Here is a 14,598-nt window from a genome sequence, read left to right on the forward strand (position 1 = left end):
TTTATATTTGATTTTTGAAAGGCCTAAAGATAATAAAATTGAAGGGTTTAGAGAAATGAGGGGATACGATTCTTTTAGCTGGATGTCTTAAAACCTTTCCGTGACATTTCTCCCCAACCTTTTTGTCCTTTCATTTTTTCCCAATTTCCTTTCAGTGCGGCATACACCGTGAATGGATGAAAAAAGAGCGGTTCCAGAAAAGCAATCGCCACCAGTTTGTTAAGATCCCGGAAGGTGGTGTATCTCCGGAAGGTGGCTTCTTCGGTATAAATCGCCATCATGGAGAACATGACTGAAAAAGCGTACACCATCGCAAAAAGGAGAAGGAAAAATTTCCATTCCAGAATGCCCAACGAAACGAAAAGCACTGACATCAGGATGCCGGCAAACTCAAGGAGGGGAGCCAAATACTCATACAGAAGCCAGTAAGGGTAGCTCACCATTCCGATAACTTTATATTTTGGATTCAGCAGTATTTTTTTGTGAATCCACAGAGTTTCCATTGTTCCGCGGGTCCATCTGCTGCGCTGTTTGCGAAGCACTTCGTAACTCTCCGGCGCTTCGGTCCAGCACAGTGGATCCGGAATATATTTCACATCGTATTCGAGTTTATTGTCAATCATATATCTCCTCATGCGAACCACGAGTTCCATATCCTCTCCTACGGTATTGGTATCATAACCGCCGGCTTTCACGACAATTTCCCTGTCGAACATCCCAAAGGCCCCGCTGATAAGCAGCAGCCCGTCGAGTTTTGCCCAGGCCATTCGTCCCAACAGGAAGGCTCTAAGATATTCGAGAACCTGAGCTCTGGCGACGAGATTGTCGGGAGCGTTCACTTTGATCAGTTTTCCGGCTTTAATGACACACGAATTGGCAATACGCACCACGCCACCGGTCGCAATAATTCTTTTGCTGTGCTGTTCCAGAAATGGTTTGGCCAGTTTCAGCAGTACATCTTTATCCATAATGCAGTCTACATCGATACATACAACGTAGGGCATATTGGAGACATTAATTCCGGCATTGATGGCATCTGCTTTTTTTCCGTTTTCTTTATCAATGACCAATAGTTTGGAAAACGCTGGGTTAGACGACTTATAGACTGCCTTTATTTTTTTGGATGGGATAGCGGAGGTGAGCGGACGATCGGTTACTTCCAGCTGATAAGCGTTTATCAGCAGTTCCATTGTATTGTCGCTGCTTCCATCGTTCACTACGATGACTTCAAAATTATTGTAATTAATCGACAGAAGTGAGTTGATACTTTCAATAATAACGACTCCTTCATTATACGCCGGCGCGACAATTGAAATCCACGGAGCCCCTTTCAGCGAGAGCAACGCATTGTAATTGACGAACCGGTTTTTCTTATGGTATGATTTCAGCGCTGTGGCAGAAATAACAGCCAGAATGATATACGAAAGCATCACACTCACAGCAAATGCAAGAATGACGTAGTTGAAAATATAAATTCCGGAATCTACCCAATCAATACCTGTCATGGCTGTTCATTTTTAATTCGGTTTAATACGATCTGTAGTTTGTTTCTCAGCGTGTTATTTCCCGTGGTGACAATCGCATTTTCAATCGCACCGGTATGTTGAAACATCTGATAATATTCTATTAATCTTGCAGCAAGCAGCCGGATGGTTTCATTCGGACTTTCCAGGAGGTGCTGCGGATGGGTGGGTGGCTTCATGGCGGTTCGTTTCAGGTTGTAGAGAATATTACTTTGTGCCCAGTCATCCAGATACAGATCACTGTTTCGCAGCTTTTGCAACTCTTCTGTTCCCCTTAATACGACAAGAGCAATGAAGGCTTCACTTCTCACTACCAATTTGGGATGCCGAAGCTGATCTGAAATGGCCTTGTAGGCAGGTTGATGATTCATCGTGGAGAGATCGCGGATGCCTTCTACTACTTTAGACCAGTCGCGGGAATTGAGTTTATTGAAAGAATATTGGCTCAGTCCGCTCTGTACGTAAAAACTTTCCAGTTTTAATCTCAGCTGGCCGCTGTAATTCCTGTGAAGAACCATAAGAGATTTCAAGCCGAGTTTCGATGCGATTCGGTGGTTTTGTGTTTTCGTTTTAAAAATAGCGGCAGCAGTGCTCGGATCGGTATGTTCATCAAAAAGAAGATCAAATAAGACTTTATCGATAATTTCCTGATAGTATATTTTTGTTCTGCTTTTTTTAATTCTTCGATATCTGCTGTAATAAGTCAGAAAAAAAAACAAAGCAAACATCAAAATGAAGGTCGCCAAAAGCGCCAGAATGAGCTGTAACTGAAAATCGTAATGCTGAAACTGATTCACTTTTCTTTATTTTTAAAAACGTTTGCTGAGGCTGAGCTGCGCAGTTATTCTGTTTCTGAATTCATCCGGAACAAATTCTTCTCGTTCATACATGATCACGGGATGAATGAAAAAATTTCTCTGAATACGGAGTTTTGAGCTGATTCCGATTCTGTAGGCACTCAGCCGAAGTAAGGATTCATTATTCAAAAAGAAATAGGGGAGTGTTCCGTACTGCAGTTCGAGTTGTGCGTAGGATTCTGTGGCTTCAAAATTCTTTCTGATGTTGACGATTCCCGACGACAGCCATTCGCTGTTGTTTTCCGAAAGATAATGACGGTATTCCAGTTTCCAGGTGTCTATATTCCAGCCGGCATGTCCGGTGAGCAAAAGTGTTTTATTATTTTCATTAAAGGCAAGGTACCGGGCGCCCAGCGAAGCGGTTATTTTCTTGAATTCATGAAAATATTCGCCGCCAAGTTTGTATTGCGGAAATATTTTTCCTCCTGATATGCCCGCATTCAGATAAAAGTAACCTTCACGATTCAGTTTCATATAAGCATCTGCTTCTCCCTGTATTTCATCGGTATAGGATTGTCCATAATTGATGCGGCCTGCCAGAGTAAACCGCTCATACCGGCGTGAATATTCAAGATGAGTGATGTGATATGCCTGAGGAGAATTGTCGTAATCGGTGAAAAAATGTCCGAGAACAATATTGTTTTTTTTCTTCTTATCGAGTTTGGTTTGCAGATACTCTGCATCTTTGAAATACGGTGAAGTTTTGCTGAGGTCGTCTAAAAGCGTCAGGGCTTCCGAATATTTTCCTGTTTTTTCAAGTGCCACAGCTTCCTGCAAAATATAGAAATCGACAGTTTCCGGAAATTTCTGTTTCCCTTCTTTGGCCATTTGGATTGCAGTATGATATTCTTTATTCCCCATCCGTACTCTCAGCAGCAGGTCGAATGCCTCTTTACTGGATCCGTTTTCAGCACGCAGTTTTTTCAGCAATTCTGTCGCAGCGTCATAATCTCCACTCCAGAAATAAAGCGATGCCAGATACACGGTGTAATCTGCATTGTCGGGGAATCGGAGATGAAGAGGCTGAATCAGTGCAATAGATTCTGAAAACCGCTGTTCTTTGGCCAGTTCCTGCGCTTTTTTAAAATCCATATCAGGATTCTCCTGTGCGGAAAGAACTGATGATAGTGCCAGAAAACCGGCAACAAAATAAATTTTAATATCTTTCATTTCAAGCCATGAGTTTTTCAATTCTTTTTAAAAGTACAGACGGGCTGAAGGGTTTGGTAATAAAATCATCAGCGCCCATATTCAGCAGATCGAGTTCTGTTTCTTCTACTCCGGAGGCTGTGAGTACCATCACCGGCATCTGGGCTCCTTCAATTTCTTTGCAGGCCTGCACCACCTGATGGCCACCTTTGAACGGCAGAAACAGATCGGTTATTACGAGATCAATGGACGGGTATTCCTTCTCAATATAACTGATGGCATCCAGACCATTGTCGAATTCCAAAACAAGATAACTTTTGGAAGTAAGGAAATGGGCTAAGGATTTCCTTAAAATCTCTTCGTCTTCTATCAATACAATTTTCTTCATGACTTTTTGGATAAATAAAAACTGATTTCCTCATTTATTTGGTCTATCCGCTGAAAAAGCTGTTCCAAAAGCGGCATTATTAAAGGTAAAACCGAGGGATCTTCCTGGAGGATGATCTGACTTTCAATGGCCTGCAATAGCGTATCATCCGAACCGATGACCCCAAAAGATGATTTCAAAGAATGAACGGTTTTCCGGATATTTTCAGCGTCATTTTCTTCAATAGCTTTCTGCATGTTTTCTTTACTTTGCACGCTGTTTACGGTGAAGGTTTCCAGCATGGATGCAATAAATGCGTCATCATTCACCGCAATTTCTTTCAGATAATCCAGTTGTAATACCGGAACTTCAGATGTGAGCACTTCCCGGTTTTCATGATCCGCAATAGTTGGCTGATGGGACCAATAATGGATAAGATCAAAAAGTACTTTTTTCTGAAAAGGTTTTGACAGGCATTCGTTCATTCCGATTTTAAGACATTTCTCCTTTTCATTTTCAGTGGAATGAGCGGTGATTGCGATGATAGGAAGATTTAATTTCATTTCATCGCGAATAATTCTGGTGGTTTCATACCCGTCCATTTCGGGCATTTGTATATCCATCAGTATCAGATCATAACTGTTATTGCGGAGCAGTTCCAAACCTTTTATTCCGTTTTCTGCAATGTCGAGGAGGTAGTCGGTATCGGTAAACAGGGCGCGCATGAGTTTTTGGTTCAGCTCATTATCTTCACAGAGGAGCACCCGTGTTCCGAGTTTCAGCTTCGGTAAACTCTCCTTTTTCTCTTCTGTATCTTCAGTATTGTCTTCTGCTTTTTCGAAAGGTAGAATGAAGGAAAAGACAGACCCTTTTCCCAGTTCGCTTTTTACCCATATCCTTCCGTTCTGTTTTTCTACCAGCTGTTTTGAAATATTGAGTCCCAGACCTGTGCCGCCATATTTTCTTGAAGTACTTTCTTCTGCCTGACGGAACCGGTCGAAAATCGTGTCGATCTGATCTTCCGGAATGCCGATACCAGTATCCCGGATGTCAAATTTCAAGGTGGAGTTGTCTAGAAGTGAAACCCGTAAACTTACTTCGCCTTCTGCAGTAAATTTGATGGCATTGTTCAGAAGATTCAGCAGAATCTGTGACAGCCTTAGGCGGTCGCCGGTGATCCAGTCTGGCACATCTTCTTCTATAAAATATTGATATATAATATCTTTTTTCTTTGCCGATACTTCCAGAAGATAAAAAGTATTTTTAATGGTATTGCATAAAGGAAATGTTTTGCTCTCTGCCTGAAAATGTCCGCTTTCAATCTTAGAAAAATCCAGAATGTCGTTCACCAGATACAGAAGATTATCGCCTGCATTTTTTACAGATTTAAGATAATTGAGTTTCTTTTCTTCTGTTTCTTCTTCCAGCAGTATTTCGGTAAAACCCAGGATGGCGTTGATGGGGGTGCGGATTTCGTGACTCATATTGGCAATAAAGCGATCTTTCTGAATACTCAGCTCGTCTGCAAGTCTTTTAGATTCCTGCAGATTTTCATTGGCAGCAATTTCCAAGGTGATGTTTCTGGCGATTTTGGTTACTTTGATCACTTCGTCATTTTCATTCAGAATAGGGCTGTAAGTAGCGTAAATCCAGAGCACAGAACCGTCCTTATGCAGCCTTCGGAATATTCCGGATTGAAATTCTCCCCGTTGTAGCGCTTCCCAGAAACCAGTATTGTGAGCCAGATCTTCTTCCATAAGGAGTATACTGTGGGGCATGCCTATTAGTTCTTCTGAAGTATATCCCAGAATTTCTTCATACTGCCGGTTCACATACAGTATTGTACCTTCAGGAGAAAATTCAATAACCGGGTTGGATTTAGCTATGGCGCGGAACAGCGTGTTATAAGCTTCTTCTACCTGCCTGATCTGAACCTGTGCTTTTTCTATTTTTTCTTCCAGAATCTGACTGATTTCATTCTCAAGTTCCCGGTTTCTTTTGGTGAGTTCCAAGAGATGCATCGTTTGCCGGGCTACGATTTTCAGGGATTCTTTCTGTTCCTTTGTCAGTGTTTTCGGCACCATATCGAACGCGCATACCGTACCGATGATATGTCCGGAAGCACTGCGCAGCGGAACACCAATATAGAACCGTACGCCGTTTTCCTGCTGTACATTGGGATTGTCCAACAGCCGTGCATCCTCCAGTGTATTAGGAATTTCCAACAGATCATCTTCTATGAGAGCATACTGACAGATGGTCTGTTCATAGGGAACTTCTGTATTTTCGGTACCTACTTTGGCTTTATACCACTGTACTTTATCATCAATAAAAGTTATCAGCCCGGCAGGAACATCACAGATAAAAGATACCAGCTGAGCCAGTTCATTAAAACACTCTTCTTCCCGGGTGTGCATAATCTGGTAGGAAAGGAGATCTTGCAGGCGTGAAATATCGTTTTGGATTTGCTTCATGAATAATGAAAATGATAAGAGATATAAACAATACGACGGTATGAAGATAAGGAATTTCTAGTAATCCCGCCGATACTTTTGTTTTTCTTTCAGCAATTCGCCTTCAGGAACTTCCGCTGTCCGGAATTTTGTTTTAAGATAATCTCTTTTCCCGTCAATACGGTTGATAAAAACCGAAAAATGGAGATGCGGACCTGTAGAATACCCTGTATTTCCGCTGTATCCAATGAATTGTCCCTGTTGCACAACATCGCCTTTCAGCACTTCGGAACCGTTGTGTTTCAGATGGCTGTATTCGGCAAAGGTGCCGTCGCTGTGAAGGATCAGGATATAATTGTTGAATTTCGCACAGGAAATATCCGGACAGTTTCGGGTGTTGTTTTCCACTGCTTCAACGACCAGACCGCCGCGCGCCGCGAATACTTTATCGCCCACATTCAAGTCAAAATCCAAAGCATCAGCGTTATGGTGAGAAAGTTTTCCTCGGTATCCCTGGAAAATCAGCTGGGTTTTTCCGTTTTCAAACGGCAGCGTATATAGATGATCTTCATCATATTCCTCCAGAAGTACATTACCGAAATTGATCAAGGTTTGATATGAAAAACGGTTGGAGGCATTTTGTTTTATTTTCGTAAGCCTCATGATTTCTGTCTTTTCAGATAATGGCGGAAGCACCACCGTAGTTCCGGAAGGAAGCGTGGATTTCATATTCTGCAGTGTATAGCTGAGCTGAGCCGACATCGGCATGATCTCAGGATTATCAGCATAAATAACAGCTTCCTGACCCTCAGTTTCATGATAAAAACGAACGTTCCATTGCTGTTGAGCGAAAACCAAACCTGAAATCAGAATAAATAAAAAGGCTGTAACATTCTTGAGCATTCGCAGGATTTAAAATAAGATTTTTAATTAGTATGAAATCATTTTCATAATCTCCAAAGCTACTTTTAAAGCTTCGGTACCGTCTTCTAACGAAACTTCTACGTTTTTATTTTCGGTTACGGCATCTGCAAAAGAGTTCAGTTCGTCCAGAATGGCGTTGTTCGGCTGAATATTCGGATATTCAAAAAGAATCTGATTCTTCTCTCCGTCGGCATTTTCAATAATCATATCAAAAGGCGTGGGAAATTCAGGCGCTTCTTTCATCCGGATCACTTCTGCTTTTTTCTCCAGAAAGTCCACGGAAATATAGGCGTCCTGCTGGAAAAACCTCGACTTTCTCATGGCTTTCATCGAGATTCTGGAAGTGGTAAGGTTCGCGACACAGCCGTTTTCAAACTCAATGCGGGCATTGCAGATATCAGGCGTTTTGGAAACCACACAAACTCCCGAAGCATGAATGTATTTTACCTTCGATTTTACCAGGCTCAACAGAATATCCAGATCGTGAATCATCAGATCGAGAACAACTGAAACATCGGTTCCGCGCGGATTAAATTCTGCCAGACGGTGAATCTCAATAAACATCGGGTTGTTGATGTATTCTTTCGTGGCGATAAAAGCCGGATTGTAGCGTTCCACATGGCCTACCTGTGCCTTAATGCCAAATTCTCGGCATTTCTGAAGAATCTCTTCGGCTTCTTCCAGGGTTTGGGTAATGGGTTTTTCAATGAAAAAATGTTTCCGGTTTTCAATCGCTTTCAGGGCGTAATCATAATGATACAACGTTGGCGTTACGATATCCAGCATATCGATATGTTGTAACAGCTCGTCGAAATCGTCAAAATACCGGTATCCGAATTCGGCTTCCAGTTTTTTGCCGTTGTCTGCATCCACATCATGAAAACCCACGAGTTCGTATTTTTCCGATTGGGCCAGCAGTTTCAAATGAATTTTACCCAAATGTCCTGCGCCCACCAAGCCTGCTTTCAGCATATTTTTAGTTTGCCCAAAGATAATCAATTGAGGCGATTTGCAGAAGCAGACCAGCGAAAGTTGAAGTTGCTTTTCCGTGGGAAAAGGTTTAGTTTTGTTATTTTGTAAGCTTTTGATCATCATGCAGGACTCATTTTTACACAAGGGGAAACGTAAACAGCTGATTGCCTATCTACGGGGGGCAGGGATTTCAGATGAAAAAGTACTGACGGCCATGAATGAAGTGCCGAGGCATTTGTTTATAGAGAGTATTTTTGAAGATTTTGCTTACGAAGACCGGGCTTTTCCGATTGCAGCGCAGCAAACCATCTCCCATCCTTCAACGGTTGCGGAACAAACCGAACTCTTAGCATTAAAGGAAGGGGAAAAAGTGCTGGAAATTGGAACCGGCTGCGGTTACCAGACTGCGGTATTGGTGGCCATGAAAACGTTGGTCTTCACAGTGGAAAGGCAGAAAGACCTCTTTGATTTTTCCCGGAAAAAACTTTCAGAACTGCACCTGAAACCCCGGTTTCAGAGTTTTGGTGACGGCTTCGCCGGACTGCCCACTTTTGCGCCTTTCGACAAAATTCTCGTGACCTGTGGTGCTGAAGAACTTCCGGTGGAACTCCTTAAACAATTGCGGATTGGTGGGAAAATGGTGATTCCCTTAGGTGCACAGGATCAGCAGGTGCTGTACCGTTTTACCAAAATATCCGCAACCGAAATCGAAAAGGAGGCGTTCGGAATTTACAAGTTCGTTCCCATGCTGAACAATACCCAATAACTTTATTCTTTGCTGAATATACTGTAACGATTCAAAAAGATGCTGTAATGAAAATTGTTTTTGTAGATCTATTTTTACAGAACAATTATAAAATAATAGCATTATGGATAACAATCAGTTTAAGCGGTCACAGGACTTCAGCAATATCGAAAGCAATAAAGCCAACAGCCCGAACCAGTCCATGGAAGAATACAATAAGAAAGCGCAGGAATATCTTCGCGAAATGCGCAGCCGCAATGAGGAAGCGACCCGCGACGGTTTCCTGAACACCATGAAGAATGCATCACCACCCGATGCGTGGGAAAACCAGCACAAAGCCTACGATGATGCCTGGGAAAACAATAAAAATTATCAGGAAGATCCGGGGGAATAAGAGTATATAAGACCTAAGCCTGCAGCCATGTTGCAGGCTGTTTTATGAGATTTAACTGCTTTTCCTTTTTTCTATAAATAATTTTATATATTGAACCCTTATAACGCAGAGTAGTCTTTTCATCATCAGAAACTTTAACAAGAGGAATGCTTTCGGGCGAACATCTATATTTAAAATCGGCACATAATGAAACTGAAGGAGCTATTAGAAAAGGGAGTTGAAATTTTTGCGCATGAAAATAATCCTGATTTCGAACATGGGATTCTGACCAGTAAAAATATTGTTCCGTTCCGGATTTATTCCTTTATCTATAATTGTATCACCGCAAGGATCGATTTTGTAAGCCCCGAAATACAGACGGTTTTGGGCTATGAACCGGAAGACTTCACCATCGAATTTCTGTTTGAGATCATTCATCCGGAAGATAAAGAAAAGTTCATCGCTCACGAAACCAGAGCCCTGGAATTCTGTCGCGAACTGCCAACCGAACTTCAGGATCAGTATTACATCGTGCATGATTTCAGGCTGAAAACCAGTTCCGGAGCTTATGTCCGAATATTGCAGCAGGCGTTTGCCTCCGAGATGGTGGATGGAAATTTAGTAAAAACCAAAGTCATCCATTCGGATATTTCCCATGTAAAAAACCAGAGCGATTCTCAGCTGCATTTCATTGGGTTAGAGGGACAACCTTCGTATTACAATGTGATGAGTGAGGAACATCCGTTTTCAGAAAAGGAAAAAGAAATACTCGCTATGATGGTGCAGGGCCTCACCAGCGAAGCCATCGCACAGAAACTGAACCGCAGCATCCACACGGTGCGCAATCACCGGAAAAATATTTTACAAAAGTCCGGCTGTATCAATGTTCAGGATCTTCTGGTGAAAGCAACGAAAGAAGGATGGGTGTGACCGCAATCATTTGATTTCTGTTAAAAGTAGGTTACTTATCTTCATCCTCCAGCCCGGAAATCAAACCTTCGGTCAGCAGTTTCCACTGGGCTTTCCCTGCGCCCAGAATTCCGCCGCTGCCGATGAAGAAATTGCGGACCGCGTCCAGCCAACCGGCTTTCTTCGTATTCGGCTTTTCATTCCGGCCGTGCACGGAGGCCATGACATAATCTTTACCTTTGGTAATCCTAAAAGTAGACGTTGCATCATCACCATAAAAATGCGCAATGTTTTCCTCATTTTCCTGGCGGGGAGGATGAGCTGGGCGGCAGGTCATCACAATACTGAAGGTTCCTTCATCTGCATTTTTGGTTTCTCTGTAATCAATGACATCCACCCAGTCATAGCTGTCGGTCTGTATACCTCCAGGTCCCGGAATGTTGATTCTGATTTTGTCCCCGATTTCCGGACGGCGGTTTGCGGGTTGGCCGTTTTTAGAAAAGAGTTTAAATTCGGAAGCACCCACCGCACTATTTTCTTTCCATGAATTAACATCCAAAAAACGCTGTTTCAGAATCTCAAATTTTTCATCCACAAGGTTCGCGGAGGTCTTTGCTGTACTTTCCGTATCATGAAAACCTCCTTTTTCATGTCGGGGAACACCCGGAATTTCTTTTGGTTTCATAGCTTTGGATTTTAAAAGGATTCAAAATTGGCACGAAAATCAGACCAAACATAAATATTAAATAGCAATACATTTCTATTGTCCTATTCGATTTATTTTGTAGCTTTATCATCATTTGTGAATAAACTGAAGAAACCTACCATCATGAAATACCATCGTTTACTGTTCATCATTGTATTGCTGATTTTTTCCTCCTGTTCACAAAATGCTGAAAGCAGTGAAATGGCACTCCAGTTGCCTGAGAAAGCCATGGCGGCACCACAGGTTGAAGAGAACTATGGTGAATCGCCGGAGAGAAAACTGATCAAAGAGGGCAGGGTGGAGTTTGAAACTTCCGATATGGCAGAAACCCGAAAAACCGTGGCGGAAGCAGTGAAAAAGAACAAAAGTTATATTTCCTCGGATCAGGAATACAAATCGCCCGGCCGTATCAGCAATACTGTCGTGATCCGGGTTCCTGCAAATCAGTTTGATCAGCTGTTGAAAGAAGTAACAACCGGAGTGGAAAAATTTGACAACAAGGAAATTAACGTCCGCGACATTACCGAAGAGTTTGTCGATATTGAAGCCAGACTCAAAACCAAAAAAGAACTGGAACAGCGCTATATCGATTTGCTGAAACAAGCTAAAAACGTTACCGAAATCGTAGAGATTGAAAAGCAGGCGAATGAATTGCGCACCGATATAGAATCTGTCGAAGGCCGCCTGAAATACCTTCAGAATAATGTGGCCTTCTCAACGCTCTCCGTTACCTTCTATGAAAATGTGCCGCACGAAACAGTGTTCGGGCAGAAATTCCGGAACGGGTTCCGAAACGGTTGGGATAACCTGATCTGGTTTTTCGTGATGCTCGTCAACATCTGGCCTTTCGTGTTGCTGGGAATCCTCGCAGGATGGGGCATCCGGAGATACCGAAGAAGAAAAAGATAGAAGAAGACAAGGTGAATTACTTATTCTTGTTATCTTTTCACAAAAAAAGCAGGCTTATGAAAACCTGCTCTGCTCTTTATTTTTGAAGATTTATTTCCCTAAGTACGACTTCAGGATTTTACTTCTCGTATTGTGTTTCAGCCTTTTGATCGCTTTTTCTTTAATCTGGCGAACGCGCTCACGGGTGAGGTCGAAGGTTTCTCCGATTTCTTCCAGCGTCATCGGATGCTTTCCGTTCAGTCCGAAATAGAGGCGCACCAAATCCGCTTCTCTTTGGGTCAGCGTTTGCAGTGCTCTTTCAATTTCAATCTGAAGAGATTCCAGCATCAAGTCCTTATCCGGGCTTGGCGATTCGCCGGAACGCAGCACATCGTATAAATTGGAATCTTCACCTTCTACCAGTGGGGCATCCATCGAAAGGTGACGGCCGCTGTTTTTCATGGATTCCTTGATGTCTTCTTCGCTCATATCCAGCACTTCTGCCAGTTCTTCCGGGGAAGGAGGTCTTTCGTTTTCCTGCTCCAGGTGGGCGTACGCTTTGTTGATTTTATTGATGGAACCAATTTTGTTCAAAGGAAGCCTTACAATTCTCGACTGTTCTGCAAGGGCCTGAAGAATACTCTGCCTGATCCACCATACGGCGTAGGAAATAAACTTAAAACCTCTGGTTTCGTCATACCTTTTGGCCGCTTTCATCAGTCCGAGGTTGCCTTCATTAATCAGGTCCGGAAGCGACAATCCCTGGTTTTGGTATTGCTTGGATACAGACACTACGAAACGAAGGTTGGCTTTGATGAGTTTTTCCAGTGCGGCCCTGTCGCCGGCGCGGATTCTTTGTGCCAGATCTACTTCTTCGTCTGCAGTAATCAGTTCCACTTTACCGATTTCCTGAAGATACTTGTCAAGCGATGCGGTTTCCCTGTTGGTAACCTGTTTTGTGATTTTTAACTGTCTCATTTACAAAAATTTACCCCTCTTTTAAACGGGCTCTAATTATATATACGATGCGATACCCTGAAAGGTTACAAAAAGGGTTAATCGGTTAATTGGTTAAACGGTTAATTGATTAGGGAGCGAATTTGCGAATTTGGTGAAAGCAGATTAATCGGTTAATTGTTTATGGCGGACAGGAACAGATTTTCTTTTACCCCGTAAACGAGAAAGTGATGCGAGGTACGAAGTTCGGGTATGGAGAGTGTGTGAATCGGTTAGTTATTTAGGGAGCGGATTTGCGGATTTGCTCTTCTAAGGTAAAAGGTAAAAAGGCAAAAGGTAAGAGGCTTGACTAGTGAATGGTGAATGGTGAAGGTTGGGTCGGACGGCTCGGGTGGCTGAGGCTCTCGAAGCCAGCGCGGATTTTAGTTCTCACGGATTTCGCAGATTTTCGCAGATGAAAAGGCAAAGCGTTGAGATGGTTATTTGTTTGAGAAGGTTATTTGATTAATTGGTTAGTTGTTTAGGGGAGTGGGTGTGGTGATTTGCGAATTTGCTGATTTGCTGATTTGCAAAACTGCTAACGGCTGATGGCTGACGGTTGGGATGCTTCATACTTCAAAGCATTTGGTCGTTTAATGGTAGTTCAAATCCGTGTCTTAGCTCCCCTAAAACCGCTAAAACAGGGACTTTGCATCTCCAAAATTCTTTACCTCCATACTTCACCCGTACATACCCCGTACATACCCCGTACATACCCCGTATATACCCCGTAGTTACCTTATTGACCCGTCCTGAAATAACGATACAGGTTATAAATTAATCCTGATATAACTATACAAATATAGTTGATAATCCTAAATGAACTATACAGCCGTATTTTCATGACTAAAATTTCTGTTATAGTTCTTCCTCCTTAGTTTTCCTGACCATAACCCGTCCTGAAATGGCTTTACTTTTTTTATTCATTTTTGCACTTTTTTGTGTAAACCTATTTAGGACAAGTCAAAATAATCATATAAGCGAAGAAGGCAAATCCACACATCACCAAATCAGCCCTTCTAACCGATTTACCGATTCACCAATTAACCATTTCTGTATTTGTTCGGTTGTTCTTCGGGTCGTGTTCGGGTCGTGTTCGGTAAAAAGGGGCATTTACCGAAGGTTTACCGAACACGACCCGAAGAGTATCCGAAGGATTGCACAAAATGACCGTCCTGGAATCACTCGCTGTGCGAGGTCTCCTGACCTCGGGCCGTTATTGCATCTCAATCGTCTGTCAAAAGTATCATCCTTCGGAACAGATTTCAGGCGAAGTGCCGACGAACATCTTCTATTTCAACATCGAAATGCCGGCAGTAAACCTGTATGGGGAGCGGTTTTCGTGGTGGCACACCATATTGTTTGCGCAATTGGGCTAGTTTCCTTTGTGCCGTGGTCTGACAACAGCCGTGGATGTTCATATAATCCACAGGGTCAATGAAAAGTTTTGGTTTTTTCATAAGATTATTATTTTTTAGGTTAGAAAATAATTTTGAATCAGTGTTTCTTAAAACAGGGGGCTTCTTCATCCATTTAATGTTTTTCATTATTATTGATTTTTTAATTTGATTATCATTATTTCTTTTTCATTTCTCAGTTTAATCCTTGTAATAGTGCAAATTTGACTCGTCCTGATAAAAAAAAGTGTTACGCGCAATCAGAAAAATTTGGTTTTCATAATGTATTTGCTTATCAGTTTAATCGTGGCTATCGTACAAATTTGACCCGCCCTGATA

Annotated in this window: 14 protein-coding genes; 4 read left to right on the plus strand and 10 right to left on the minus strand. The window is 42.4% G+C overall.

Annotated elements, in window-relative coordinates:
• Window positions 1-74 precede the first annotated feature (74 nt).
• From DQ356_RS06310 to DQ356_RS06340, 7 genes are read right to left on the minus strand one after another with little or no spacing between them, the layout of a single operon-like run.
• Entirely contained in the window at window positions 75-1,505 is a 1,431-nt protein-coding gene (locus tag DQ356_RS06310; protein ID WP_114303628.1) for a glycosyltransferase, read from the minus strand.
• Window positions 1,502-2,320 (minus strand): hypothetical protein, encoded by an 819-nt coding sequence (locus DQ356_RS06315; RefSeq protein WP_114303629.1) that lies wholly within the window; start codon window positions 2,318-2,320, stop codon window positions 1,502-1,504. The genes DQ356_RS06310 and DQ356_RS06315 overlap by 4 nt, the downstream gene beginning before the upstream one ends.
• A gap of 12 nt (window positions 2,321-2,332) precedes the next feature.
• Window positions 2,333-3,550 carry a YaiO family outer membrane beta-barrel protein gene (locus DQ356_RS06320; RefSeq protein WP_114303630.1) on the minus strand — a complete coding sequence of 406 codons (1,218 nt, stop codon included), beginning with the start codon at window positions 3,548-3,550 and terminating at the stop codon, window positions 2,333-2,335.
• A 1-nt stretch (window position 3,551) separates the two neighbouring features.
• Entirely contained in the window at window positions 3,552-3,917 is a 366-nt protein-coding gene (locus DQ356_RS06325) for a response regulator transcription factor (RefSeq protein WP_114303631.1), read from the minus strand.
• Window positions 3,914-6,370: an ATP-binding protein gene (locus tag DQ356_RS06330; protein ID WP_114303632.1), complete on the minus strand. Its 2,457-nt coding sequence runs from the start codon at window positions 6,368-6,370 to the stop codon at window positions 3,914-3,916. The genes DQ356_RS06325 and DQ356_RS06330 overlap by 4 nt, the downstream gene beginning before the upstream one ends.
• 57 nt (window positions 6,371-6,427) lie before the next feature.
• Complete coding sequence (locus tag DQ356_RS11325) at window positions 6,428-7,252, minus strand: M23 family metallopeptidase (RefSeq protein ID WP_114303633.1); 825 nt, start codon at window positions 7,250-7,252, stop codon at window positions 6,428-6,430.
• A 27-nt stretch (window positions 7,253-7,279) separates the two neighbouring features.
• Complete coding sequence (locus tag DQ356_RS06340) at window positions 7,280-8,245, minus strand: Gfo/Idh/MocA family protein (RefSeq protein ID WP_114303788.1); 966 nt, start codon at window positions 8,243-8,245, stop codon at window positions 7,280-7,282.
• Window positions 8,246-8,366: 121 nt separating this feature from the next.
• Here DQ356_RS06340 and DQ356_RS06345 point away from each other — a divergent pair, with 121 nt between their 5' ends.
• The 3 genes from DQ356_RS06345 to DQ356_RS06355 all read left to right on the plus strand — a co-directional run bounded on the left by DQ356_RS06345 (window position 8,367) and on the right by DQ356_RS06355 (window position 10,293).
• The gene (locus DQ356_RS06345) at window positions 8,367-9,011 is read left to right on the plus strand and encodes a protein-L-isoaspartate(D-aspartate) O-methyltransferase (protein WP_114303634.1); all 645 of its coding nucleotides are present in this window, start codon (window positions 8,367-8,369) and stop codon (window positions 9,009-9,011) included.
• A gap of 103 nt (window positions 9,012-9,114) precedes the next feature.
• Entirely contained in the window at window positions 9,115-9,384 is a 270-nt protein-coding gene (locus tag DQ356_RS06350; protein WP_114303635.1) for a prevent-host-death protein, read from the plus strand.
• 186 nt (window positions 9,385-9,570) lie between these two features.
• Window positions 9,571-10,293: a LuxR C-terminal-related transcriptional regulator gene (locus DQ356_RS06355; RefSeq protein WP_114303636.1), complete on the plus strand. Its 723-nt coding sequence runs from the start codon at window positions 9,571-9,573 to the stop codon at window positions 10,291-10,293.
• 31 nt (window positions 10,294-10,324) lie between these two features.
• Here DQ356_RS06355 and DQ356_RS06360 read toward each other — a convergent pair whose 3' ends face one another.
• Entirely contained in the window at window positions 10,325-10,957 is a 633-nt protein-coding gene (locus tag DQ356_RS06360; RefSeq protein WP_114303637.1) for a hypothetical protein, read from the minus strand.
• Between the two features lie 144 nt (window positions 10,958-11,101).
• Here DQ356_RS06360 and DQ356_RS06365 point away from each other — a divergent pair, with 144 nt between their 5' ends.
• Window positions 11,102-11,887, plus strand: a complete 786-nt coding sequence (locus DQ356_RS06365; RefSeq protein WP_228420666.1) for a DUF4349 domain-containing protein — start codon at window positions 11,102-11,104, stop codon at window positions 11,885-11,887.
• A gap of 90 nt (window positions 11,888-11,977) precedes the next feature.
• Here the strand turns inward: DQ356_RS06365 and DQ356_RS06370 are convergent, their stop codons facing one another.
• Both DQ356_RS06370 and DQ356_RS06375 read right to left on the minus strand, forming a co-directional pair.
• Window positions 11,978-12,844 (minus strand): sigma-70 family RNA polymerase sigma factor, encoded by an 867-nt coding sequence (locus DQ356_RS06370; RefSeq protein ID WP_114303639.1) that lies wholly within the window; start codon window positions 12,842-12,844, stop codon window positions 11,978-11,980.
• 1,283 nt (window positions 12,845-14,127) lie between these two features.
• Window positions 14,128-14,409 carry a hypothetical protein gene (locus tag DQ356_RS06375; RefSeq protein WP_114303640.1) on the minus strand — a complete coding sequence of 94 codons (282 nt, stop codon included), beginning with the start codon at window positions 14,407-14,409 and terminating at the stop codon, window positions 14,128-14,130.
• Window positions 14,410-14,598 lie beyond the last annotated feature (189 nt).

Origin of the sequence: Chryseobacterium lacus, assembly GCF_003336205.1 — a bacterium.
In the GTDB taxonomy this organism is placed as follows: domain Bacteria; phylum Bacteroidota; class Bacteroidia; order Flavobacteriales; family Weeksellaceae; genus Chryseobacterium_A; species Chryseobacterium_A lacus.

What these genes read in the sequence shown, in the direction of transcription:
- DQ356_RS06310 (WP_114303628.1), bottom strand. Translation starts at nt 1,505, where the DNA reads ATGACAGGTATTGATTGGGTAGATTCCGGAATTTATATTTTCAACTAC.
- DQ356_RS06320 (WP_114303630.1), bottom strand. Translation starts at nt 3,550, where the DNA reads ATGAAAGATATTAAAATTTATTTTGTTGCCGGTTTTCTGGCACTATCA.
- DQ356_RS06325 (WP_114303631.1), bottom strand. Translation starts at nt 3,917, where the DNA reads ATGAAGAAAATTGTATTGATAGAAGACGAAGAGATTTTAAGGAAATCC.
- DQ356_RS06330 (WP_114303632.1), bottom strand. Translation starts at nt 6,370, where the DNA reads ATGAAGCAAATCCAAAACGATATTTCACGCCTGCAAGATCTCCTTTCC.
- DQ356_RS11325 (WP_114303633.1), bottom strand. Translation starts at nt 7,252, where the DNA reads ATGCTCAAGAATGTTACAGCCTTTTTATTTATTCTGATTTCAGGTTTG.
- DQ356_RS06340 (WP_114303788.1), bottom strand. Translation starts at nt 8,245, where the DNA reads ATGCTGAAAGCAGGCTTGGTGGGCGCAGGACATTTGGGTAAAATTCAT.
- DQ356_RS06345 (WP_114303634.1), top strand. Translation starts at nt 8,367, where the DNA reads ATGCAGGACTCATTTTTACACAAGGGGAAACGTAAACAGCTGATTGCC.
- DQ356_RS06350 (WP_114303635.1), top strand. Translation starts at nt 9,115, where the DNA reads ATGGATAACAATCAGTTTAAGCGGTCACAGGACTTCAGCAATATCGAA.
- DQ356_RS06355 (WP_114303636.1), top strand. Translation starts at nt 9,571, where the DNA reads ATGAAACTGAAGGAGCTATTAGAAAAGGGAGTTGAAATTTTTGCGCAT.
- DQ356_RS06360 (WP_114303637.1), bottom strand. Translation starts at nt 10,957, where the DNA reads ATGAAACCAAAAGAAATTCCGGGTGTTCCCCGACATGAAAAAGGAGGT.
- DQ356_RS06365 (WP_228420666.1), top strand. Translation starts at nt 11,102, where the DNA reads ATGAAATACCATCGTTTACTGTTCATCATTGTATTGCTGATTTTTTCC.
- DQ356_RS06370 (WP_114303639.1), bottom strand. Translation starts at nt 12,844, where the DNA reads ATGAGACAGTTAAAAATCACAAAACAGGTTACCAACAGGGAAACCGCA.
- DQ356_RS06375 (WP_114303640.1), bottom strand. Translation starts at nt 14,409, where the DNA reads ATGAAAAACATTAAATGGATGAAGAAGCCCCCTGTTTTAAGAAACACT.